The sequence below is a fragment of the Streptomyces sp. NPDC014889 genome (genome assembly GCF_043081205.1).
Classification (GTDB): Bacteria; Actinomycetota; Actinomycetes; order Streptomycetales; family Streptomycetaceae; genus Streptomyces.
The window spans coordinates 91,286-114,146 of sequence record NZ_JBIBWH010000015.1; the positions used below are offsets into that span (position 1 = coordinate 91,286).

Here is a 22,861-nt window from a genome sequence, read left to right on the forward strand (position 1 = left end):
GCTCAGCTCTCATCCGTGTTCCCGGTGTGCGCCGGACCGGCGCGCGCGACCTTGATCCGCTGCCGCTGGAACTCGGTGGCGGGCAGCTCCACGCGTGGGGCGAAGTACCACCGGCTCAGGGCGTTGCGGATCCGGTGTCCGCGGAACCAGCGCCAGGGCTCGGTCCCCGCCGCGCGGGGCCGTGGTTCGTCGCGCACGAGGATGCGGTACGCCTCCTCGCGCGGCAGCAGGGTCCGCGCCTCCTCGTACCCGCCTCCGGGCCGGCGCCGCACCCGCGCCGTGACCTGTCCCTCCAGCAGCCGCCGCCGGTCGCCCGCCTGAAGCCCGAGGCAGGCCCGCCTCGTCGCGTGGTAGGCCACGAACGGCACCAGGAACAGGGCGACGCGCAGGCAGTACGTCAGCAGCTCGAACGGCACGTGGAACACGTACGACAGCACGTCCTGACCGCCCGCCAGCAGCAGCACCGCGTACACGGAGACGGCCGCCACTCCCAGGGCGGTGCGGGTGGCCTCGTTGCGCGGCCGGTCGCACAGGTGCTGCTCCGGGCGGGGGCCCGTGAGCCACCGCTCGAAGTAGGGATAGGCGTACAGCACGAGGAACAGGACCGTGGGCAGCACCGCGCCCGGCAGGAAGACGTCCCACGCGATCGTGTGCCCGGCGACGTTCGTCTCGGCGGCGGGCATCAGCCTGAGTGCGCCCTCCAGGAAGCCCACGTACCAGTCCGGCTGGGCGTCGAGGGAGACGTGGTCGGGCCGGTAGGGCCCGAAGTCCCAGACCGGGTTGATCTGGACCAGCGCGCCGAGCAGCGCCAGTACGCCCGTCAGGATGAAGAACAGGCCGACCGACTTCGCCGTGTACTGCGGGAAGAGGGGCTTGCCGATCACGTTCCGGTTGGTGTGACCGGGCCGCGCCCACTGGGTGTGCTTGTGGTACACCACGAAGCCCAGGTGGACGCCCACGAGGGCGAGGAGCAGCCCGGGCAGCAGCAGGATGTGGAACACGTACAGGCGCGGAATGATCTCGTGCCCGGGGAACTCGCCGCCGAACACGAAGAACTGGAAGTACGTGCCGACCACCGGGATCGACAGCATGATGCCCTGGGCGGTGCGCAGACCGGTGCCCGACAGCAGGTCGTCGGGGAGCGAGTAGCCGCAGAAACCCTCCAGCAGGCCGGCCCCGAACAGCGTCACCCCGACCATCCAGTTCGCCTCCCGGGGCCGGCGGAAGGCACCCGTGAAGAAGATCCGCAGCAGGTGCACGCCGATCGCGGCGACGAACACCAGCGCGGCCCAGTGGTGGATCTGCCGCAGCAGCAGGCCGCCGCGGACGTCGAAGCTGATGTGCAGCACCGAGGCGTACGCCTGCGACGTGAGCTGTCCGCGCAAGGGCGCGTAGGAGCCGGTGTACGACAGCTCCGTCATGCCCGGGTGGAAGAAGAAGCTCAGCCAGACGCCCGTCAGCACCAGGACCAGCAGGCTGTACAGGGCGATCTCGCCGAGCAGGAACGCCCAGTGGTCGGGGAACGCCTTGCGCAGGAACTCCCGGCCCGCCATGGACAGCGGCAGTCGCTCGTCGACCGCGCGGACCACCCGCTCGGCGCGCGCAGGCGGCCGGGTGGATGCGTGCCCGTCAGCCACCGCCACGCCGTGCCCGCCTTTCTGCCGCCGCGTGAAGCCCGCACCACGGTGCTCGTTTCGAGCCTGGCACGGGTGCCCGGACCGCGCGCGCCCAAAACCGCGCCCGCGGGGCACCGGCGGCCCGCGGCGCGGCGGCTCCCGCCGTGTGGAACCGGCACGCGGAGCGACGGCCGTCCGTGTGACGTCGATCAGCGGACGGTTTGGCCGTGCGGGGGCGGGCTACCCGGTGCCGCGATCCTCGGCTCGTCGCTGCGGGAGGTCCGTGTGGCCGGCGTCAGTGAACTCATCGCCGCACGTCTGCGGGCGTGGCGGGTGGACCGGGTCTTCGGCGTCCCGGGTCCCGAGGTGGACGCCCTGGCCGGGGTGCTCGGGGACGAGCGGGACGGGCCGGAGTTCGTCCGGGCCAGGCACGGGGAGCCGGCCGCGCTCATGGCGTGCGCCCACGCGAAGTTCACCGGGCGGCCCGGCTGCTGCCTGGCCCCGGCCGGCTCCGGCGCCCTCCAACTGCTGAGCGGCCTGTACGACGCGGCGCTGGACCGGCAGCCGGTGCTGGCCGTCGTGGGGCGGGAAGAGCCCGGTCCGTACGGTGGCGCCGGGCGGCATACGGTCCCGGTGACCCGGCTCTTCGACGAGGTGTCCGAGTTCTGCGCGTCGGTGTCCGAGCCGCGGCACGTGCCGGACGCGCTCGACCGGGCCGTGCAGGCCGCGCTCACCGGCCGCGGGGTCGCCACGCTGATCGTGCCGCGCGCGGTCCTGGAGGCCGAGGCCGCCCCGGTTCCGCCGGAGGAGGACCGTACGGCCGGGGCCCCGGCCCGCCTTCGCCCGTCGCTGCTGCGTCCTGAGGAGCGGGACGCCCGGCACGCGGCCGACGTGCTGAACGCCGGCCGCAGGGTCGCGGTCGTCGCCGGGCCCGGTGGGGCCGCGGCCTCCGGCCAGGTCGCGGGGGTGGCCCAACTGCTGGGAGCGGGCGTCGCAAAGACGCCCCTGGCCCGCGACGTCCTGCCCGACGACCTGCCGTGGGTGACCGGTACGGCCGCCCCGTCCGGCAGCACGGTCGCCGCGGCGCTGCTGCGCGAGTGCGACACGCTGCTCCTGGTGGGCGCCGAGGACTTCGACGGAGGTCTGGTCCCCGTGCCGGGCCCCCGCGTGGTGACCGTGGACGCGGACGCAGCCGCCCGTCCGGCGCTGCCCGAAGCCGCCGTGACCGGCCGGCTGACGGGCGAGGTCGCCGCCGCCCTCGACCTCGTCCTCCCGCTGCTGCACCGCCGCGAGGACCTCAGGTGGCGCACGGACGTCGAGCAGGCGGTGCGGGAGTGGCGCGCGCGGGGCCGGGCGAAGGCGTCACTGTTCTTCGGCGGGGTGGTCAACCCCCGTTCCGTCGTCGCCGAGTTGTCCGCGCGCCTGCCCGACCGCTGCGTGGTCGTCGCCGACGCCGGCTCCGCCCTGGACTGGTGGACCCGCCACCTGGAACTGCGCAACGGCATGCGCGCCTCCCTGTCGGGGCACCTGGGCACACCGGGGTCCGCCGTGCCCTACGCGGTGGCCGCCCGGCTGGCCCTCCCCGAGCGTCCGGTCGTCGCGCTGATCGGCGACGGGGCCCTGCAGACGAGCGGGATGAACGAGCTGATCACCGTCCGGCGGCACCTCGAACGCCTGGCGGACGGGCCGCCCCTGGTGTTCTGCGTCCTCAACAACGGCGACATGAACCGGCTGACCTGGCAACGCCGCAGAGCGGCCGGGGACCCGCTGCTCGCCCCCTCCGCCGAGGTGCCCGAGGTGTCCTACACCGCATACGCCCGGCTGCTCGGCCTGCCCGGCGTGCGCTGCGCCCACCCGGGCCAGGTGGCCGCCGTCTGGGAGGGCGCCCTGAGGGCCACCGGGCCGGTCCTGCTGGAATTCGTGGTGGACGGCGAGACCCCGCCCGACTGGGCGGCGGCCATCGGCAGCCGGGACGCGAAACAGCCGTCCCTGTCCCGCATCGGGCGCCGCACCCTGCGGCAGAGGATCGCCGCGTCGGTCGGCGGCGTGTTCGGCTCGACGTGACCGCCGTCGCCACCCGTACCGCCCATGCTCAGGGCGGCGGCTGCCGCCTCCGGCGCGCGTTGTGCCACGCCACGGCACGGCGGATCTCCGGCTCGTGCAGCCCCGTACGGCGGCCGAGCTCCTCCAGCGTGGTGACCTGACCGCCGGTGCCGAGAGCACGGTCGATCTTGGCGGCCCAGAGCTCCTCCGGTACGAAGTCACGGCGCCGGTACTCCTCCCGGACGGCCGCCAAGTGCGCGTCGGAACACGCGGTGACGCGGCGCAGGCCGTCGAACCAGTCGTTGGTGGGATGGACGCTGGAGGAGTCGGGAACCCAACCGCGTTCCGCCTCGTCCTGAGGGAAGGTCGCGCCGCACTGGTCGCACAACTCCAACGGCAGGGGTTCGCGAGCCCGCCGGGCGCGCTCACCGCGCTTCCACATGACGCCTCACTTCCCGTCACCGTGACCACAGGACCCGAGGAAGAGGGGTTGCCTCGGTCGCCGTGTGCCGAAACCTCCCGGTGTCAGCCGGTCAGGTGACGCTGGATCCAGTCGGCGGCGGTCCTGCGGAAGGCGCGGCGGTTGTCCGCGCGCCGGAAGTCGTGCCCGTCGTCGCGCAGGACGAGGAGTTCCGCCTCCACCCCGCGCTCCCGGGCCGCCCGCACGAACTGCTCGGACTCGCCCGGCGGCACGTTGGTGTCGTGTTCACCGTGCACCGCCAGCACCGGAACGCGCAACGCGTCGACACGGCTCATCGGCGACAGCGCGCGCAGCAGCTCACGGTCGCGCTCCGGATGCCCGTACTTGTGCGCGGCCGACTGCGCCAGCCACGGCTCGGTGCCCGCGAAGAACGTCGCGAAGTCCGACATCCCGCACACCGGGACGCCGGTGCGGAACAGCTCCGGATGCCACACGAGGGACGCCATCGTCAGATAGCCGCCGTAGGAATGGCCCATCACGGCCAGCCGGAGCGGGTCGGCCAGGCCCTCCAGGAGGACGTGCGCCGCGCAGTCGGCGACGTCGTCGATCGCGGCGAACCTGCCCCGGCCCAGGTCCGCGTCGACGAAGGAACGGCCGTAACCGGACGAGCCGCGCACATCGGGGGCGAAGACGTCCAGCCCCCGGCCCAGCAGCTCGTGGTACAGCGGGTCGAACACCGGCCGCTCCTGCTCCTCCGGGCCGCCGTGCAGATGCAGGACGCAGGGCGCGGGCTCCAGCGGCGAGCGGCCCGGCGCGCGGTAGTACCAGCCGCCGAGGTTCAGTCCGTCCCGGGCGACGGGGCGCACCGGCACCGGCCGTACGGGACGGTGGACGCCGGGGGCGACGACGTCCTCGTCGCGGGAGGACCACGGGGTGCGCAGCGCGGCGCCCTGCGGGAGCCACCAGACGCCCGGCCGGCGCAGCGATCCCGACAGCGCCACGACGGGCGCGTCCGGGTCCGCGGTGACGGCGACCCGGGTGACGACCTCGTGCGGCAGGGGCACGGCGCGGGACGGACCCAGGGCGGTGCCGGGCACCGGGACCAGTGGGGCCACCTCCAGCTCGCTGACCCCGCGCTCGTTCCAGCACAGCACTGCGCCGCGGCCGTCGCGGTCCACGGCGAGCAACTCCAGGCCGCTCCCGTCGCGTTGGGCGGCCACCGTGAGGCCGAGGCGGCGCCCCCGCCGGTCGAGGGCGACCGCGTACAGGGCGGCGTGCTCACGGTCGTGGTCGCTGCGCAGCCACACCGTACGGCCGTCCGGCGCGAACGTGCCGATCCACGGGTCGCCGTCGGCGACGGGCAGCGCGCAGGTCACCCGCAGATCCCTGGTCCGCACCACCAGGGCCTCCCGCCGTGCCCGCGGTCCCCGGCGCACCAGCGCCAGCCGCCCGTCCCTGCTGATGTCGCACACGCGCAGGGTGGCGGCGTCCCGTTCGCTCGCCACCAGCGCGGGGGCGGCCGACCCGTCGGGGTCGACGAGGTACGCCGACAGGGTCCGGGGCGCGGGTTCGGCCGCGGCCGTACCGCGGTCCGCGGCGGGGAGTCCGTCGACCTCGGGGACGCGCGCCGCCGGGGGCCGGGGGCGGGACGGTGCGCCCAGGAGGGTGGCGCGGCCGTCGCGCGCGGTCCAGCCTTCCGGGTGGACCGTCATGGCGGTGCCGGAGACGAGCGAGCCGGGGGCGGCGGTGCCCGCGCCGGCCTCCGTTCCGGCCGGCGGCGCGAGGTACGTGGGGGCCTCGGCGACGGTCACGGCGAGCGCCGAACCGTCGTGCGTCCAGCAGCCGAGGTACGCCGAACTCCCCGGCTCGCCGCCCGCCAGGACACGTCGCCCGGTGCCGTCGGGCCGTACGCACAACACGCGCGTGTGCTCGCTGCCGCCCGGTGCGGTGGTGTACGCGATCCACCGGCCGTCGGGCGACCAGGCGACCTCGGTCACCGGATCCGGCTCGGTGTCCAGCAGATGCACGTCGTCGCCGTCGACCGGGCCCGCCCACAGCTGGGGCACCCCGCCCCGGTCGCAGATGAACGCGACATTGCGCCCGTCGGGGTCGACGGAGGGGTACCAGCATCCGTGCGAGACGAGCACCCGCGGCACCGCGTCCAGCGGCAGGGCCGCGTCCGGCACCAGCACGACCTCGGGCGCGGCCTGCGCCCCGCCGCGCCCCACCTGCCCGGGAACGGCCGGCGGCGGCTGCCCGGCCGGTCCCTCCGGCCGGTGTGGCACCCACCCCGGCGACGGCGTGCGCACGGGACCCGCGGTGTACTCCGCGTCCGCGGCGCCTCCGTCCACGCCGCGGTCCGCCGATGTCGTACCCGACCGCTGCGCGGCGTTCCCCGCCGCCACGGCCCGGCTGCTCCACGTGGGGGCCGCTGCCTGACCGGCCCGGTCACCCGGCGGGAAGTCCGCCCCGCTCTCGGGCCGGTCGCCCCGGAAGGAGTCCGCGCCGCCGCTGCCCGAGCCGGACCGTGCGCGCTCGCACGCGCTCGCGCCCCGGCCGTCCGGCGCGCCTCCGGCCCGGCGATCCTGCTCGTGGCCGGACGAGTCGCCCGTGGGGCCGGTCTCGCTGTGGTCGGTGGTGGTTCGGGCCCGTCCGTCCGGCGGGGGCTCCGCCTCGCTTTCGGTCCGGTGCCCCGGTGCGGGGTCCGCCGTGCTCGCGGCAGGGCCGCCGGGGGCGGGGTTCGAGCCCCGGCCGGTCTCGTTCAGCGCCCGGCCGTCCGGCGCGGGGCCGCTCGCCGTGCCTCGCGCCCGGCGGTCCTGGCCGGCCGCATCGTCCGTGCGGCCGGTCTCGCTGTGGTCGGTGGTGGTTCGGGCCCGCCCGTCCGGCGGGGGCTCCGCCCCGCTTTCGGTCCGGTGCCCCGGTGCGGGGTCCGCCGTGCTCGCGGCAGGGCCGCCCGGGGCGGGGTCTGCTGTGCTCGCCGCAGGGCCGCCCGGCGCAGGGCTCGGCGGGCTTGCGGCCCGATCAGGGTGTGGCCGCCCCGGCGGGGCGGCCCGCGCGTCACCCGCGTCCCCGGGCGGGAGCGCACCGGGGGGCTCGCCGGTCACTGGATTCCGTGGGTCTGCAGCCATATCTCCAGCAAAGCAACCTGCCACAGCGCGTTCGCCCCGCGCTTGGTGCGGTGGGCGTCCGGCGCGGCGAGCAGTTCGTCGACGTAACTCTGGCGGAACAGACCGCGGGCCCGCGCCTCGGGGGCGTCGAGGGCCTCGCGGACGCGTAGCAGCACCGGCGCGGCCATGTGCTTGATCGCCGGTACGGGGAAGTAGCCCTTGGGCCGGTCGACGACCTCCCGCGGCAGGACCTCGCGGCCCGCCGCCTTCAGGACGCCCTTGCCGCCGTCCGCGAGCTTGAGTCCGGGCGGACAGGCGGCGGCCAGCTCGACCAGCTCGTGGTCGAGGAACGGCACGCGGGCCTCGAGCCCCCAGTCCATGGTCATGTTGTCGACCCGTTTGACGGGGTCGTCGACCATCATCACGTGGGTGTCCAGCCGCAGATCCGCGTCCAGCGCGGTCTCGGCGCCCGGCACGGCCATGTGCGCCCGCACGAAGTCGCCGGAGACGTCGTGGCCGGGCAGCACCGACGGGTCGAGCATCCGCGCGAGGTCGGCGTGCGGCCGGTCGAAGTACGTCTCGGCGTACGCGTCGGCCGCTCGGTGCCGGGGCACGTCCGCCATCGCCGGATACCAGTGGTAGCCGGCGAAGACCTCGTCGGCGCCCTGGCCGCTCTGCACGACCTTGACCTCCTTGGCCACCTGCTCGGACAGCAGGTGGAAGGCGACCACGTCGTGGCTGGTCATGGGCTCGCTCATGGCCAGCACGGCACCCTCCAGGGCCTGCGAGACCCGGTCGGAGGGGACCATCAGCTGGTGGTGGTCGGTGCCGAAGTGCCGTGCCACCAGGTCGGAGTAGTGGAACTCGTCGCCCTCCTCGCCTGCCTCGGACTCGAAGCCGACGCTGAACGTGGCCAGGTCGCACTGCCCCTCGTCGGCCAGCAGCGCCACGATGAGGCTGGAGTCCAGGCCGCCCGACAGCAGCACGCCCACCGGCACGTCGGCGACCATCCGGCGGCGTACGGCCGTGCGCAGCGCCTGAAGGACCGCGTCCGTCCAGTCCTCGTCGCTCAGACCGGCGTACTCGGGGCGGCGCGTGTAGTCCGGCTGCCAGTAGCGGTGGTCGCGGTACGTGCCGTCCGGTTCGACGACCCGGACGGTGGCCGGCGGCAGCTTGCGCACGCCGTTGAGGACGGTGCGGGGCGCGGGCACGGTCGCGTGCCAGCTCAGGTACTGGTGCAGCGCGAAGGGGTCGATGGAGGTGTCGACCCCGCCGGCCGCCAGCAGCGCGGGCAGCGAGGAGGCGAACCGGAGCCGTCCGGGCGACTCCGTGAGGTACAGCGGCTTGATGCCCAGCCGGTCGCGGGCCAGGACCACCCGCCCGCTGTCCTGCTCGACGATCACGAAGGCGAACATGCCGGTGAAGTGCTCGACGCAGGAGGTACCCCACTCCACATACGCCTTCAGGATCACCTCGGTGTCGGACTCCGAGAAGAACTGGTGGCCCCGCGAGGCCAGTTCGCGGCGCAGCTCGCGGTAGTTGTAGACGCATCCGTTGAACACGCCGACGACCCGCGCCCGGGGATCGGCCATCGGCTGACCGCCGCTGTCCGTCAGGTCGATGATCTTCAGCCGCCGGTGTCCGAGGGCGACGGGCCCCTGCGACCACACCCCGCGTCCGTCCGGCCCGCGGGGCGCGAGCCGGTCGGTCATCCGCTCGACCGCGGCCAGGCCCGGCTGCCGCCCGTCGAACCGGACCTCTCCGCTGAGCCCGCACATCAGAAGGCCCTCCCTTCCGCGGCGGCCTCCTCGGCTGCCGCGGGGGGTCTGCCGTCCGTGACCGAGGGGCACGGCCCCCCTGGGGAGGCCGGGACGGCCGGGCAGTCGTCGGTGGCTGCGGGGGTGGGGGCGGGTGACATGGCGCTGACCACTCTCCTGGGACGGTCGTCGGGCGCCGCCGGTGCGGGCGGCTCGCGGGTCGGGCCGGGACGAGAAGGTCCCGTCAGGTTCCGGCGCCGGCGATCGGGCGGGGACGGGGGGCGCGGACGGGGCGGGCCGGTGCGACCGGGCGCGGGCCGGCGGCGCCGCGGGTCTCGGCGACCAGCAGGTCGATGCTGGCGAGCAGGTCCTCCTCCTCGGCCGCCCGCCGCAGCCGGTGCGCGGCACTGCCGCAGGCCAGGGCCCGGGTGAGGAGTTCGTGCACGGCCGCCCAGTCGCCGGACGCCTCAAGCGAGGGGCGGAGCCGGGCCGCCATGGCGCGCAGCACCTCGGGGGCGGGAACCGGGCGCCGGGTGACCGGGTCGACCAGCGTGCCCTCCAGGCCCGAGCGGGCGGCTTGCCAGCCGGCGGCCCGCAGCCACTCGTGGTGGCCGTCGCACCGGCCGCCGTCCCCGCGGGCCAGCCGGTCGCAGGCGTCCCGGACCAGCGCCCGGAACAGCCCCGCGACCAGCACGACCGTCTCCACGCGCGGGCAGGCGTCGCAGATCCGCAGTTCCAGCGTGGGCTGGTGCGCGGAGGGCCGTACGTCGTGGTACATCATGCCGGCGTCGGCGATGACTCCCGAGCGGATCAGGTCCTCCAGGGCGGCGTCGTAGGCGGCGGCGTCGGCGTAGCAGCCGGGTGGTCCGGCGGTCGGCCAGCGCTGCCACAGCATCGTCCGCCAGCTCGCGTAGCCGGTGTCCGCGCCGAGCCAGAACGGCGAACTGGCCGACAGGGCCAGCAGCGGCGGCAGCCATGGCGCGACCAGGCACATGGCGCGTACGGCGGTGTCCCGGTCCGGTATGTCCACGTGCACCTGCGCGCTGCAGATGAGCTGTTCGTCGGCGACCCTCCGGTACTGGTCGGCCATGTGCCGGTAGCGTCGCCCGGGAGTGACGTTGCCGGAACCGACCCGTGCCAGGGGCACGGTGCCGGCGGCCACCGTGGCCAGGCCGAGCGAGGAGGCCGCCGTGTCCAGCAGCCGCCGCGACCGGGCCAGGTCCGCGAGGAGGGCGTCGAGGGTGTCGTGCACCGAGCTGTTGGCCTCCACGACGGACTGCTGGAGCTCGGTGGTGAAACCGGGCCTGCGTAGCCGGTCCAGTACGGCGCCGGCGCGCGGCACCAGCCGGCCGCTCTCCACGTCGAGCACGTGGAACTCTTCCTCTGCCCCGATGCGCAGCGTCACGACACGTTCTCCCCTTGCCTGGGCGATCACCCGGCCGTCGCGCCCGGTCCCACCGGGGACCCCGCGGCTCCGGGACTCCCGAGTGCCCAGAGGGACCCCTTCACAAGCCTTCCGGCCACGGACGAAAAATCCGCGCCGGAAGGTGAGGTCGGTACGCCGCCCCTGTGCTCAGTCCCAGAGGGGATACGTCTCCACCCGGGAGGCACCCTCAGGGCGGGCTGCCGGGAACTCCAGGCTGAGCCGGGTGAAGTGCCGTAGTTCCGGGCGCTTCTTCCAGGGGGCCGGGCTGTCCAGCCGCACGATGACCGGGTAGTCGTGGAACCGCCCGGCCGCGCAGTACGGCTTGCAGTCGTTGACGAGGTTGTAGCCCCTGGCCGTCGCTGACTGGTCGTTCCACTGCGACCACCGCAGGGCGGACAGGACGCTGTTGCCGTCACCGCAGGCGAGGATGAACGCGCCGGGCCGCTGCCGTGGCTTCCACAGGCAGTCGACCAGCACCGGCCCGCCGTCCGTTCGCTTCGCGGCGTGCGGCGAGTTCGTTTTCCCGTGCGGGGCCGCCGGTGCGGCGGCGGAGGCCGTACCCGCGCTCGCCGCGAGCAGCCCCGCGGCGCAGAGCGCGACCGCTGTCCTCATTGTGTGTCTGCCCATGTCCGCTCCCGGCCGACGACGTCCTGGCTCCTTAAAGACGCTACGGCCGAGTCGGGCTACGTACCACTCGTGCGGGGCGACGAGGTACGCGTGTCGAGTGGCGGGTCGTCGTACGCGCCCTGCTGGCAGGTGGCGCACAGTTCGTGGTGTCCGTCATCGGTGACGACGGTCCCCCAGCCCAGGCAGGTCTCGCAGCCGCGGGCCGGGCCCAGATCGGGGTGGGGAGGCGGGGTCGCGTTCTGGTCGGCTCCGTACGACGCCATACCTGGGCGGCTCCTCAAAGCGGTGGTGGGGGGATGCAGTCCATTTTGTCGTGTTTTTTAAATCTGTCCAGACTCTTACCGAATTTTGGACCTCACGGACGCACCGAGTCGATGGCGACGTTCAGATGGCGCGGGCCGCGCAGCACCGCGTTCCGCCGGTAGGGCGGCGGGTCCTCCACCAGGCGGGGGTTGTCCAGTCGGCGGGCCAGCTCGGCCAGCGCGAGCTGCGCCTCCCGCCGTGCCAGCGGCGCGCCGAAGCAGATGTGGATGCCGCTGCCGAAGCCGAGGTGCTCGATGTCCTCGCGGTCGGGGTCGAACCGGTCGGGGTCCGGGAACCGCTCCGGGTCCCGGTTGCCCGCGGCGAGCATCAGCCAGATCCGCGCGCCCTTGGGAATCGTGACCCCGCGCAGCTCGATGTCGGCGACACAGGTGCGCTGCGGCACCATGTGCACCGGAGGCTCGTAACGCAGCAGTTCCTCCACGATCCTGACGGACAGTCCCGGATCCTCGCGCAGCCGGTGCAGGTGCTCCGGGTGGCGCAGCAGGGTGAGCATCCCGTTGGTGATGAGGTTGACCGTCGTCTCGTGGCCCGCGATCAGCAGCAGCACCGCCGTGCTGAGCACCTCCATCATCGACATGGTCCCGTCCGTGCCGTGACTGGCCGCGAGGTCGGACAGCAGGTCGTCGTGGGGCTCCTTGGTGCGCTGCTCGACCAGACCGGCCAGGTACATGCCGAGCTGCATCCGGGCCTCCTGCGCCGCGCGCTGGAAGCCGTCGTCGCCGCTCTGCCGGGTCTCCGGGTCCAGCGCGGCGACGATGGGGTCCACCCAGGCGCGAAAACGCGGCTCGTCCTCGCGCGGCACTCCGAGCAGCCGGCAGATCACCGTCACCGGGAAGGGGTAGGCGAACCGGTCGACGATGTCGATCTGCCGCGCGTCGCCGAAGCCGTCGATGAGCTCGGTGACGATCCCGCCGAGTTCCCCGCTCATGGAGTCGATCCGGTCGGGCCGGTGCGGCGGGCCGAAGGAGCTGTTGGCGATCCGCCGCAGCCGGTCGTGCTCGGGCGGGTCGAGCCTGATGAAACTCGGCGGCAGCCCCGTGGCCTCCGGTCCCGACAACTCGTCCGCGCCGGCGGCGGTGAGGTTGGTGGCGTCCGAGCTGACCCTCGGGTCGTGGAGCAGCCCGAGGATGTCGTAGTACGAGCTGACGGCGTAGGGGCCGTCCTCCTCCTCGTGCAGCACCGGTGTCTTGCGCAGCTCTTCGTAGAGCGGATACGGGTCGGCGCGGTTGGCGTAGTCGGTGATCCGGTGCAGGAGCGGGCCGTGCGTCATGTCGGGTCCTTGGGGCGTGGAGGCCGGAGATCCGGGTCGAGGGCGGGCGCCGGTTCAGTGGCGGGCCGGCGTGAAGACGAGCCGCCGGTCGGTCGGGGAGTAGCCACTGAGAGTCACGGTCGGGCCGTGCGTCGGCAGCGACGGGTCGGGGAAGTCGGCCGGAACCGCCTTGCGGCCCTCGGGCCGGCGGTCCACCGTCGGGAACTCCACAGGGAACGGCGCACCCGTCTCGATGAGCCGCTGGTAGAAGTCCAGCCACCGCGTGTTGTCGAAGCTCACGGCGGCGATCACCCGGCCCTGGTAGCCGTACACCCCGACGAACCGCCGCTCGGTCAGCGACCCCTGGGTGATCATGACCTCCTCGCCCATGGACGGAACGCCCACCGACTTGATGTTCACGCCGAACTGCGAGGACCAGAAGGCGGGCACCCACATGTGCGGTCGCCGGTCGGCGCCGGCGCTGATCATGTTGTGCGCGGCCACCTCCGCCTGGGCGACGGCGTTGCCCCAGTGCTCCAGCGACAGGAACTGGTAGCCGAACAGCGGATGCGGGGATCGGGCGACGTCCCCCGCGACGTAGACGTCGTCGGTGACGATGCCCCGGAAGTCGAAGGCCCGGCAGCCCGCGTCGCAGGCGATGCCGCGCGGTCCCGCGCCGAGACCGGAGCCGGCCAGCCAGTCGGTGTTGCGGGTCGCGCCCAGCGAGACCACCACCACGTCCGTCTCGACGGAACTGCCGTCGGACAGGTGCGCGACCCGCACCCGGCCCGTCGAGTCCCCCTCCAGACCGGTGACCATGACCCCGGTGCGCAGGTCCACCCCGTTCTCCCGCTGCAGCTCCGCGGCCACCGCGCCGACCACCCCGCCGAGCGCGCCCACCAGGGGGGCGTCGGCCCGCTCCGCGACCGTGACCGCGATGCCCTGGTCCCGGCACGCCGAGGCGATCTCCGAACCGGTGAAGCCGGCCCCGATGACCAGCACCCGGCGCGGCGGACCCTTCATACGACGGTGCAGACGGACCGCGTCGTCCCGGGTGCGCAGCACGAACACGCCGTCCAGCTGGGCCTCCTCCTCCTTCGGCCAGGGCCGGGCGCGCACACCGGTCGCGATCAGCAGCCGGTCGTAGGGGACCTCCTCGCCGTCCGCCAGCCGCACCCGCCCGGCCGCCATGTCGAGACCGGCCGCCGCGACCCCGAGCCGCCAGGTCGCGTCGATGTCCCGGCGCCGGGGCAGCTCGGTGTGGTCGGGGGACGCCCTGCCGAGCAGTACCGCCTTGGACAACGGGGGACGGTCGTACGGCTCGTAGGGCTCGTCGCCGATCATGGTGAGCGATCCGGTGAACCCCTCGGCGCGCAGGGTCTCCGCGGCCCGCAGACCCGCAAGCGAGGCACCCACGATCACGATCCGGCCTTCGCGTCTGAGCCACTCGTGGAACGCCTCAGCGGGCATCGGAGGCCTCCCGCCCGGCACCGACCGGCTCCTCGCCCGTGTCGCGCAGCCCCTCGGCCGTGATCGCCTGCACCGGGCATGCCGCGACGGCGCGCGCGACCTTCTCCCGCTGCTCCGTGCCGGGCCGCGGGTTGTAGACCAGCGACTCCTCGCCGTGCATGGTGAACACGCCCGGCGCGAGGAACGCGCACTGCGCGTATCCCTGGCACTTGTTGAGATCGACGACAAGCCTCATTGGCGACCCGCCCTTCCGGCGGCCAGGTCCTCGGGAGCCACCCGCTCGGCGGACACCCTCGGACGGCGGTCATCCCCCGTCAGGATCGAAGCTCCGATGCCCTCTCCGCGCGCCAGGACCCGCCGATGGGGTGACGCCGACCGCACGACGGAGCGGCCTCGCCGGGCCGACGGGGGTACGGCGGGGAGCCGCCGCAGCGCGCTACGGCCGGGACGGGAGTGGCCTTACGCAGTCGTGGCGCCGCTGCTGGGAGTTGCTGCAGGCGGGCGCTGCGGTCCTGCCTGGAGCTGCCTCGTCCGGTCGGAGCGGCCCCGTCGGGAGCCGCCTCGGCGGGCCGACGACGGGGGGGGCGGCGGGGAGCCGCCGCGCCCGGCTGTACGGCCGGGGCGGTAGCGGCCTCGCGCAGCCGCAGCGTCCCACCCGGAGCCGGCTCAGCCGGGTGCTGCGGCCCCACGCGGAGCCGCCTCAGCCGGTCGGAGGGGCCGGCTCCGTCGGGGGCTGTCTCACCCGGCCGACGGGGGCACGGCGGGGGCCGCCCACCTGGCCGTACGGCCCGTCGGAGCGGCCCCGCGTAGCCGGCTTGCCCCTGCCCGGGGCCACTTCACCCGGAGCTGCTTCAGCCCGGCGCTGGGCCTTCGCCGGGACCCGCCTCGCCGGGGCGACGCGATACGGCGGGGAGTCGCCTTACCCGGCCGTACGGCCGGGGCGGGAACGGCCGCGGCTGCCGCGCCCTCCCCGCAGCCGCCTCATCCGGCAGACGCGGCCCCGCCCCGGAGCGGCCACGTTGGGAGACGCCTCGCACAGCCGCCGTGGTGCCCCCGCCCGGTCTACCCGGCCGTCGCCGTGCCGGGGCTTGGGCGGTGGTTGCCGGACAGCAGGATGTGTGTGCTGAGGACCAGCGCCCACGCCGGGAACACCAGCTCGGCCCACGGCACGTTCGACGCGGCGAACAGCAGTACCAGGGCGGTGAGCAGACCGAGCAGCGTCAGCCACCGCGGCAGCACCCCCAGCCGGTGTGCCAGCACCGACAGCGAGCAGGCGAAGACCGCCGCCATCCGCATCGCGTACCCGGTCATCAGCGTGTACGCGAAATGGCGGCCGAAGTCCCAGGCGGCGGGCCCGTCCTGCGCGCCTGGCCGGTGCGCGACCGCGAGCACCGCGTCGGCGGCCGCGGCCGCCCCGAACATCGCGGCCACGAACACCAGCCCGCTGCCCAGGAGGACGGTCGCCAGGAACTTGTCCTCGGCGTCCCCGAAGTGATCGCGGACCACACCGGTGAACCACAGGAAGAAGATGCCGGCGAACGGCACCAGCGCCAGTGCCGCCCGCACCGCACCGCGCCGCGCGGAGTCGGTGGGCCCCCGGAGGGCGACCGCGTCCACGCCCTCGGGGATCCCCAGCCGGATCAGGACCATCGCCGCCGCGAACAGCAGCGCGAACAGCACCCCGGCCAGCCCGGCGGCGCGCGGCGTTCGCAGCGGCCGCTCGGGCACGTCGGTCACTTCAGGTAGCCGAGGATGGTCATCATTCCCGACTCGGAGTGGTACTGGTTGTGGCAGTGCAGCATCCACAGCCCCGGGTTGTCCGCGTAGAAGTCCACCACCAGCCTGTCCTGCGGCAGCACGATCGCGGTGTCCTTGCGGGGGCCGAGCCCGTCCGGGCCGACGAGGGCGAAGGTGTGGCCGTGCAGGTGCAGCGGGTGCCACATGCCGGTGTGGTTGAGGAACGTGATCCGGACCCGCTCGCCCTGACGGACCGGATGCCGCTGCTCGACCGAGTACGGCCGGCGGTCGAAACTCCAGTCGTACCACTTCATGTTGCCGGTCAGCTTGATCTGGATCTCGCGGTCCGGCTCCTCGTCCGGGAACGTCACCGAGTCGTCGGCGGTCAGCTGGTGGGCCAGCAGGAGGCGCCCGTCCAGCTCGTCGGGGTAGGAGGCGGGCGAAGGCAGGTCCCTCGACCTCCCGGTGTTCAGCACGGCGAGGGCGCGCGCGTCCTTGCCCTCGGCCAGCGCGACCAGCGGGAACACCCCGTCCTCGGCGGTGATGACGACGTCGTAACGCTCCGCCATGCCGATGAGCAGCGAGTCCGTCGTGATGTGATCGACCGGGTAGCCGTCCGTATGGGTCACCGTCATCTCGTGATCGCCGATCGCGACCCGGTAGGCGGTGTCGGCGCTCGCGTTGATGAACCGCACCCGGATGCGGTCGCCCGGACGGGCCCGGAAGACCGAGGGATCGTGCGGGACACAGCCGTTGATCAGGTAGTACGGGTAGTCGACGTTGCCGCCCATGCCCTGCAGGATGCGGCTGAGTCCGCGCCGCAGCATGCGGTCCGGGCCGTGGGACGAGCCCTGCGGGGCCGAATGCCCGCCGTGCCCCCCGCCGTGCCCCCCGCCGTGCCCTCCGCCGTGCATGTCCATGCCGCCCATGTGCATGCCGCGCGGAACGGGGCCCTTGACCTTCTGCAACTGCGCGAGCACGGCCTCCGGAGTGGAGCCCTGCAGGCCGTCCAGCCAGTCGTCCAGGACGACCACCCATTCCCTGTCGTAGGACAGGGGCTCCCTGGGGTCGTCGACGATCAGCGGGGCGTACAGACCGCGGTCGAGTTGCATGCCCTCGTGCGAATGCAGCAGATAGGTGCCGGGGTGGGACACGGCGAAGCGGTAGTTGAACTCCGAGCCGGGCCTGATGGTCCTCTGCGTCAGGTCCGGCACGCCGTCCATGTCGCAGCGCAGCCGGACACCGTGCGAGTGCAGCGTCGTCCCCACCGGCAGGCGGTTGTGCAGCGTGAGGTCGAGGATGTCACCAGCGGTGGCCCGGACCAGCTCGCCGGGGATGTCGTCGCCGTACGCCCAGGTCTTCACGGTCTTGCCGGCCAGGTCGAACGACGTCTCCCGTGCGGTGAACCGGTACTTGCGTACCCGCCCGCGCCCGCGCCTGCGTTCGGCAGCCAGGACCTCGGGGTCGGACGGGTTCACGTATCCCTTGGGTCCCTTGGGCACGAACGGGCGGAAGCCGTCGACGGCCCCGGGGCCCCGCGCGGACCCCGAGCTCTGCCCCGAGCCCGGCGCGGAGCCCGAGTGCGGGCCGGGCTCCGTGTGGGAGCCGGCCCCGGAGCAGGCGGTCAGGAGTCCCGAAGCGGCAGCCGTGACCGAGGCACTGAGCAAGGTGCGCCGCGAGTATGTGTGCATGAGTCGAATAACACACGTTTTGCGCCGATATGTGGGAGAACTGGCACGGCGCGTCTGGCGATCTCGGCAACCATTGCCCTGGTGACGGAGTGATACGGGGTCCGGTCCGCGCGGCGACGTGCCGCGGCCGGGCATCTGCGCTATGCTCGATCTTGAGCACGTCGCCGGAACTCCCGGTGACCGGCTGTGCGTTGGTGGTCCAAGGAAAGACGCCCCGCTTCCTGCGGGGAGATGCAGGTGCAAGGCCTGCCCGGCGCTCGTGGACGGGCCCCGCTCCCATCGGGAGTGGGGCTTTCGTCATGCCTGCCGAACGCGCGTTCGCGCCGCCTGTTGATCCACGATGCGCCGCGCCGCCGCCTGTGCGAGCCTCACCGATCGCCGCCCGGGCCCGCGAGACGGGGAAATCCGCGGGGCGTCTGAACATTCCCGGGCCGAACTCCGTATGGGGCGGGGGGAATCGCATTTCCGTCCGGCCACGACGCGTAGGAGAAGTTCGGTGAGACGCAACACGCGCAGACGACCCACGGGCCCACGGCGCGCCACCATCGGTGCGATGGCGCTCATCCTGGGCGGAGGCGGGCTGATGGTCGCCAACGTGTATGCCTCCGCCACCGAAGACACGTCGGCCGTGCAGTCCGTCGGGGACCGCAAGCAGAGCCCGGCGGCGGGAGGCGCCACGATCGACTGCCCGGACGTCGGCGCCGGGCTGACCGAGGTGCCCCAGGACGCGAAGGCGACCGTCGACGAGCAACTCGCGGCCCTGGACCAGCAGATCGCGAGCGCCTACCAGAAGATGCTGGGCTCGGTGCGGGACGGGCGGATCGACGTCGACGCCGTGGACGAGGAGATCGTGAGCCCGCTCGAGGAGGAGCGGACCGCGACGATCGGCGGCATCGCCGACGCGATCGAAGGCGCCGGGGAGCGGCCCGAGGGGCTCGACGACCTCGCGGCCTGCACCCTGCGCACCTCCGGCACCGGCACCGACAGCGGCGACGGCCGGACCGGTCAGGACCAGAGCGGCCAGGACCAGACCGGCCAGGACCAGGGCCCGCCGCAGGACGGGCAGCAGGAGCCGGAGCAGGGCGCCGACGACGGCCAGGCCGGCAACGGGCCCGTGGCCGCGGACTACGTGGACATCAACTCCGTGCAGCCCGACGCCGGCAAGCCGCGTGCGGCGTCGGACGCCGCACGCGGCAGCTTCGTCTCCAGTTGCGGAGTGAACGCGGGCGGCCTGTTCAACTCGGACAACGTCATCGTCGCCCCCGGCGTCACCAACGGCGCCCACCACTTCCACGACTACACCGGCAACCAGGGCAACAACGCCTTCGCCAGTGACGACGACCTCGCGAAGGCCGACACGAGCTGCGCCGACAAGGGCGACAAGTCGACTTACTACTGGCCCGTGCTGCGCCTTCAGGACGGAACCCGGGAGCGGGACGCCGACGCCCCCGGCGGCGGGACCGAGGGCAACGCGGGCAGGATCGTGACGCCGAAGCAGGTGACGCTGTCCTTCGAGGGCAGCCCGCGCGGCAAGGTGACGGCCATGCCGCGCTTCCTGCGCATCATCACCGGAGACGCCAAGGCGTTCGTCAACGGCACCGCCAACGCCAACGCCTCCTGGTCCTGCACCGGGTTCGAGGACCGGCAGCTCAAGGACAAGTACCCGCTCTGTCCCAAGGGCAGCGACGTGGTGCGCACCTTCAGGTTCCAGAGCTGCTGGGACGGCCGGAACGCCGACAGTGCCAACCACCGTACGCACGTGGCGTTCGCCGACGGCGAGGGCAACTGCCCGGAGGGATTCCGGGCGATCCCGCAACTGGTGCAGCGCATCGTCTACGGCGTCGACGCGCCGAGCCTGGACGACGGGGGCGCGACCACCCCGCTGTTCGCCGTGGACTCCTTCCCCGAGCAGCTGCACAAGCCGGTCACGGACCACGGCGACTTCATCAACGTCTTCGACGAGGACCTGATGGGCCGGATGGTCGACTGCATCAACAGCGGCCGCACCTGCGGCGCCGGGGCCGACCAGGGCGGGGAGTTCGGAGCGCAGCCGGAGAAGCCGCAGAAGCCCGAGAAGCCGCAGGAGCCCCAGGAGAAGCCGACCCAGACCTCGGGCGCGCGGCCCGGAGGCGGCGCCGGCACGGGTGCGGACCGGACCGACGACGACGGCGCGACCGGGGCCGGCAAGGGCGGCGCCGGCAAGGGCGGCGCCGGGGCGGAGAAGTCCGCGGACCCGGCGGACGGCGCGGCGGAACCCAAGGCCGACACCTCCCCTCGGGCCGACACCTCCCGTCAGGCCGAGCCGAGCGCCACGGCTGCCGCGAGCGGCGGCGAGGTGGGCACCGCCTACACACCGGCTCCGGGCGGAAACGGCCAGGCGGCGGCCGGCGCGCAGACCGAGCCGCAGGCCGTCAGGGGCAGCCTGGCCGAGACCGGCGCCAAGTTGTGGCCCGCTGCCGCCGGCGCGCTGCTCGTGACCGCGGGCGTCGTGCTGATGCGCCGGATCAGGCGCAGCGCCGTCTGACGACACCACGGGCCGCGAAGGGGGCGGCGGCGGACCGGTCACCTGGTCCCGCCGTCGCCCCCTCGGTGTCTCTCGGCCTCGGTGTCACTCGGCGCGGGCGAGGCCTCTTCTGGCGTTGTTGTAGAGGCGCATGAGGTGCTTGGCCACGGCGCACGGAATGGCGTGCGCATGACATTGTCGGCAGGTCTGCATGTGCTGTTCGTAGTCAGAATGCGCTTGCTGCAGAGCGGCGTCTGGAGACGGCATGGGGATCCTTCGCACGGGGGCGGGCGGCACGGAGCGACCGAGGTGACTCGGAAAAAGCCCGGAGCCAAAGTGGATCATGTTACTTCGGGTAGAGGGAAGTGGCGCCGGACCGCCGTGCGCGCCGGATCGGGCGGGTCCCCGCCTCACGCGCTCCCGGGGCTCTGCCGCGCGGAATACGCCCACCAGCGGCCCTCGTGCCGGCTGACCGCGATGGGACGGCCGAAACACGTGGTGAGCCACGGCCGGTTCAGCACGTCCTCGACGGGCCCCCGGGCCAGGAGCCGCCCTTCGCGCAGCAGCAGGGCGTGACTGACGGCCGGGGAGAGCTCCTCCAGGTGGTGGGTGACCGTCACCGTGGCGAGCCGTGGCCGTCCCTGCGCGAGCCGGTGCATGGCCTCGACCAGATCCTCGCGGGAGGGCAGGTCCAAGGCGTTGAAGGGCTCGTCCAGAAGCAGCAGCGCGGGTTCCGCCATGAGGGCCCGGGCGATGAGGACGCGGGCCCGCTGCCCGCCCGAGCAGACTCCGTAGGGCCGGTCGGCCAGGTCCTTGATGTCCAGCTCGGCCAGCAGTTCGTGGGCCCGCCGCCGCACCTCCTCGTCGTACATCCGCCACAGCGGCTGCACCGTGCCCGTGTGACCGGTCAGCACGACGGTGTGGGCGTCGAGTTCACCGGGCACGCGCTGCGCCGTGGTGACGTGCCCGATGCGCGCGCGCAGTTCCCGTACGTCGACGCGGCCGAGCAGTTCGCCGAGGACCTCGACGCTGCCGGTCGTGGGGTGCATCAGGGCGCCGAGCAGCCGCAGCAGCGTGGTATTCCCGGCGCCGTTGGCGCCCAGCAGTGCCCAGTGCTCTCCCGCGCGCACCGTCCAGTCGACGTCGTCGAGGATCACCTGCCCGGTCGTGTAGCGGCGGACGCCCACCTCGCGGAGGGCGACGACGGTCCCGTGCGCCCGCGTCGTCCGCTCCGCGGTGTCCTCGGCCATGCCGGGCTCCCCTCGACCGTCGAGGCCGTCGCTCGACCGGCACCGCGAACGGTAGATGCATCCGGCACCTTGTCGCCGTCCTGTCCGGTTCGTGGACGCGGCGAGGCCACCGGTGTCGCCCGCCCGGCGGGCCGCTCCGGGCGGGCGGCGGTGTGACGGAGCAGACACGGGGGCCGGATGCGTGCCTGGCCGGAAGAGGGGTATGTGCACGCCGTGAACAGGGTGGTGAAGGCGGTTGGGATGGAATCCGTCCTCCTCGGCGGCGCGGAGCCGGCGCCGGATACCGGCGTGATACGCATGGCGGCGGCCCTCGACGGCGACGGCGCGTGCATCGCCGAGGCACGCCAGCTCGCGGCCGCCTTCCTGAGCCGGGCGCGGACCGGCCACGGACTGACGGTCTCGGACCGGGCGATGGACCTGACGCAGCTGGTGGTCAGCGAACTGGTCACCAACGCCCGCAAGTACGCCTCCGGCCCCATCCTGATGGACCTGCGGATCGTCGGGGACGCCGTGGACATCGCGGTCTGGGACAGCGATCCGGTGCTGCCCGTGGCCCGGGCCGCCGATCCGGGGCGGGTGGGCCAGCACGGTCTGGAGATCGTGATGGCCGTGGTGGAGCGGTTCGAGGTGCGGCGCGAGCCGGTGGGCAAGCGCGTCGTCGTCCGCATAGCCCTGCTCGACGCGGCGCGGCCGTGAGGCGGCGTCGGCCGTCGGCCGCGCCGGGCGGCGTCAGGCCTGGAGGACCGCCCTGTCTCCCATGACCACGACCGGGTGCTGACGCGGGTCGAGGGAGCGCAGCAGGTACCGCATCGCGGACTCGGACAGGGTCACGCACGCGGAGGTGCCGCCGCCGTGGTCCATGTGCAGCCAGATGCTGCCGCCCCTGGACTGCCCTTCCGGGCGGGTGGGGTCGTTGGGCGGCGTGCCCTTGACGCGGTTGAAGTCGATGGCGATGACGTAGTCGAAGTCGTGCCAGGCGTTCTTCGTCCAGGACCGGGGAGCCTGGAACGCGGCGGACCGGGTGTACGGCAGTTTCGCCCCGGGGTTCTCGAGCACGCCGCCGGCGTCGCTCAGCGTGAACACCCCCACAGGGGTGCGCTGGTCGCCCTCGTGATGGTCCGTCGTCCAGCCCTTCCTGCCGTTGTGGGCCGGCCAGGAAGCCGTCCGCTCCCAGTGCGAACCGTGCCCGGTGAAGAACTCGACCGTCGAGTAGGGGGAGTCCGGCCCCGCTCCGTAGACCGCAACCACCTGACGGGACCCGGCCGGCACCCGATGCCACATCCGGTCGCCGATGCCCGGTACCCGGCTCGGGGAGGACCTGCGGCCCGGCCTGTGCTCCGCCGGTCCGCCGTGCCCGGCCACGCGCCGGTGGCCCGGAGCGCCGCAGGCCGTCAGCGACATCGCCAGCGCCCCGCCGACGGCCACCACGGCCGCTGTCCGCAACGCTCCGCTTTTTCGCATGCGCCCCATGATGGCACCACCCAGGGCGCGTTTTTCACCTGAATGGCCGTCCGTGGCTGCGTGCAGACGGCCCACTCGGTGTCTCCTTGAGTGAGAGAGGCGTCCATCGAGGGAGTGGAGCCGATCATGTATGAGATGTGTGCAGGAGCAGAGAAGCCCGGTGGGGCTCTCGTCTGGCA

General features: G+C 73.6%; 17 protein-coding genes. 3 read left to right on the forward strand and 14 right to left on the reverse strand.

Annotated elements, in window-relative coordinates:
- Positions 1-2: 2 nt before the first annotated feature.
- Complete coding sequence (locus tag ACF09J_RS28010) at positions 3-1,553, reverse strand: cytochrome bc complex cytochrome b subunit (RefSeq protein WP_392308331.1); 1,551 nt, start codon at positions 1,551-1,553, stop codon at positions 3-5.
- Between the two features lie 348 nt (positions 1,554-1,901).
- Between ACF09J_RS28010 and ACF09J_RS28015 the strand changes: the two genes are divergently transcribed.
- Complete coding sequence (locus tag ACF09J_RS28015) at positions 1,902-3,680, forward strand: thiamine pyrophosphate-binding protein (protein ID WP_392308231.1); 1,779 nt, start codon at positions 1,902-1,904, stop codon at positions 3,678-3,680.
- Positions 3,681-3,708: 28 nt separating this feature from the next.
- Here the strand turns inward: ACF09J_RS28015 and ACF09J_RS28020 are convergent, their stop codons facing one another.
- The 11 genes from ACF09J_RS28020 to ACF09J_RS28070 form a co-directional block, all read right to left on the reverse strand.
- Positions 3,709-4,101: a hypothetical protein gene (locus tag ACF09J_RS28020; RefSeq protein ID WP_392308232.1), complete on the reverse strand. Its 393-nt coding sequence runs from the start codon at positions 4,099-4,101 to the stop codon at positions 3,709-3,711.
- 83 nt (positions 4,102-4,184) lie between these two features.
- Positions 4,185-6,308, reverse strand: coding sequence for a prolyl oligopeptidase family serine peptidase (locus ACF09J_RS28025; protein WP_392308332.1), 2,124 nt, complete (start codon positions 6,306-6,308; stop codon positions 4,185-4,187).
- Positions 6,309-7,180: 872 nt separating this feature from the next.
- A complete protein-coding gene (locus tag ACF09J_RS28030; protein ID WP_392308233.1) occupies positions 7,181-8,965 on the reverse strand; it encodes an N-acetylglutaminylglutamine amidotransferase in 1,785 nt (594 codons plus the stop codon).
- Positions 8,966-9,188: 223 nt separating this feature from the next.
- Positions 9,189-10,349: a glutamate--cysteine ligase gene (locus tag ACF09J_RS28035; RefSeq protein WP_392308234.1), complete on the reverse strand. Its 1,161-nt coding sequence runs from the start codon at positions 10,347-10,349 to the stop codon at positions 9,189-9,191.
- Between the two features lie 168 nt (positions 10,350-10,517).
- Complete coding sequence (locus tag ACF09J_RS28040) at positions 10,518-10,997, reverse strand: hypothetical protein (protein WP_392308235.1); 480 nt, start codon at positions 10,995-10,997, stop codon at positions 10,518-10,520.
- A gap of 56 nt (positions 10,998-11,053) precedes the next feature.
- Complete coding sequence (locus ACF09J_RS28045) at positions 11,054-11,260, reverse strand: hypothetical protein (RefSeq protein WP_392308236.1); 207 nt, start codon at positions 11,258-11,260, stop codon at positions 11,054-11,056.
- 92 nt (positions 11,261-11,352) lie between these two features.
- Positions 11,353-12,591, reverse strand: a complete 1,239-nt coding sequence (locus ACF09J_RS28050) for a cytochrome P450 (RefSeq protein ID WP_392308237.1) — start codon at positions 12,589-12,591, stop codon at positions 11,353-11,355.
- Between the two features lie 54 nt (positions 12,592-12,645).
- Positions 12,646-14,040, reverse strand: coding sequence for an NAD(P)/FAD-dependent oxidoreductase (locus tag ACF09J_RS28055; protein WP_392308238.1), 1,395 nt, complete (start codon positions 14,038-14,040; stop codon positions 12,646-12,648).
- The gene (locus tag ACF09J_RS28060; protein WP_392308239.1) at positions 14,030-14,275 is read right to left on the reverse strand and encodes a ferredoxin; all 246 of its coding nucleotides are present in this window, start codon (positions 14,273-14,275) and stop codon (positions 14,030-14,032) included. The genes ACF09J_RS28055 and ACF09J_RS28060 overlap by 11 nt, the downstream gene beginning before the upstream one ends.
- An 827-nt stretch (positions 14,276-15,102) precedes the next feature.
- Complete coding sequence (locus tag ACF09J_RS28065; RefSeq protein WP_392308240.1) at positions 15,103-15,777, reverse strand: hypothetical protein; 675 nt, start codon at positions 15,775-15,777, stop codon at positions 15,103-15,105.
- A complete protein-coding gene (locus ACF09J_RS28070) occupies positions 15,774-17,468 on the reverse strand; it encodes a multicopper oxidase family protein (protein WP_392308241.1) in 1,695 nt (564 codons plus the stop codon). Before ACF09J_RS28070 ends, ACF09J_RS28065 begins: the two co-directional genes overlap by 4 nt.
- 553 nt (positions 17,469-18,021) lie before the next feature.
- Here ACF09J_RS28070 and ACF09J_RS28075 point away from each other — a divergent pair.
- On the forward strand, positions 18,022-19,992 hold the full coding sequence (locus ACF09J_RS28075; RefSeq protein WP_392308242.1) for a DUF1996 domain-containing protein: 1,971 nt from the start codon (positions 18,022-18,024) through the stop codon (positions 19,990-19,992).
- Between the two features lie 389 nt (positions 19,993-20,381).
- Here the strand turns inward: ACF09J_RS28075 and ACF09J_RS28080 are convergent, their stop codons facing one another.
- Positions 20,382-21,221, reverse strand: a complete 840-nt coding sequence (locus ACF09J_RS28080) for an ABC transporter ATP-binding protein (RefSeq protein ID WP_392308243.1) — start codon at positions 21,219-21,221, stop codon at positions 20,382-20,384.
- A gap of 240 nt (positions 21,222-21,461) precedes the next feature.
- On the opposite strand from ACF09J_RS28080, the gene ACF09J_RS28085 reads away from it, so the two are divergent.
- Positions 21,462-21,917, forward strand: coding sequence for an ATP-binding protein (locus ACF09J_RS28085; protein ID WP_392308244.1), 456 nt, complete (start codon positions 21,462-21,464; stop codon positions 21,915-21,917).
- A gap of 33 nt (positions 21,918-21,950) precedes the next feature.
- On the opposite strand, the gene ACF09J_RS28090 is transcribed toward ACF09J_RS28085, so the two are convergent.
- The gene (locus ACF09J_RS28090; protein WP_392308245.1) at positions 21,951-22,682 is read right to left on the reverse strand and encodes a L,D-transpeptidase family protein; all 732 of its coding nucleotides are present in this window, start codon (positions 22,680-22,682) and stop codon (positions 21,951-21,953) included.
- Between the last annotated feature and the right edge of the window lie 179 nt (positions 22,683-22,861).

Bases quoted from the DNA above. Each gene is read 5' to 3' on its own strand.
- ACF09J_RS28050 (WP_392308237.1), bottom strand. From the start codon at position 12,591: ATGACGCACGGCCCGCTCCTGCACCGGATCACCGACTACGCCAACCGC.
- ACF09J_RS28055 (WP_392308238.1), bottom strand. From the start codon at position 14,040: ATGCCCGCTGAGGCGTTCCACGAGTGGCTCAGACGCGAAGGCCGGATC.
- ACF09J_RS28040 (WP_392308235.1), bottom strand. From the start codon at position 10,997: ATGGGCAGACACACAATGAGGACAGCGGTCGCGCTCTGCGCCGCGGGG.
- ACF09J_RS28030 (WP_392308233.1), bottom strand. From the start codon at position 8,965: ATGTGCGGGCTCAGCGGAGAGGTCCGGTTCGACGGGCGGCAGCCGGGC.
- ACF09J_RS28010 (WP_392308331.1), bottom strand. From the start codon at position 1,553: ATGGCGGGCCGGGAGTTCCTGCGCAAGGCGTTCCCCGACCACTGGGCG.
- ACF09J_RS28020 (WP_392308232.1), bottom strand. From the start codon at position 4,101: ATGTGGAAGCGCGGTGAGCGCGCCCGGCGGGCTCGCGAACCCCTGCCG.
- ACF09J_RS28085 (WP_392308244.1), top strand. From the start codon at position 21,462: ATGGAATCCGTCCTCCTCGGCGGCGCGGAGCCGGCGCCGGATACCGGC.
- ACF09J_RS28045 (WP_392308236.1), bottom strand. From the start codon at position 11,260: ATGGCGTCGTACGGAGCCGACCAGAACGCGACCCCGCCTCCCCACCCC.
- ACF09J_RS28080 (WP_392308243.1), bottom strand. From the start codon at position 21,221: ATGGCCGAGGACACCGCGGAGCGGACGACGCGGGCGCACGGGACCGTC.
- ACF09J_RS28070 (WP_392308241.1), bottom strand. From the start codon at position 17,468: ATGCACACATACTCGCGGCGCACCTTGCTCAGTGCCTCGGTCACGGCT.
- ACF09J_RS28075 (WP_392308242.1), top strand. From the start codon at position 18,022: ATGGCGCTCATCCTGGGCGGAGGCGGGCTGATGGTCGCCAACGTGTAT.
- ACF09J_RS28090 (WP_392308245.1), bottom strand. From the start codon at position 22,682: ATGCGAAAAAGCGGAGCGTTGCGGACAGCGGCCGTGGTGGCCGTCGGC.
- ACF09J_RS28060 (WP_392308239.1), bottom strand. From the start codon at position 14,275: ATGAGGCTTGTCGTCGATCTCAACAAGTGCCAGGGATACGCGCAGTGC.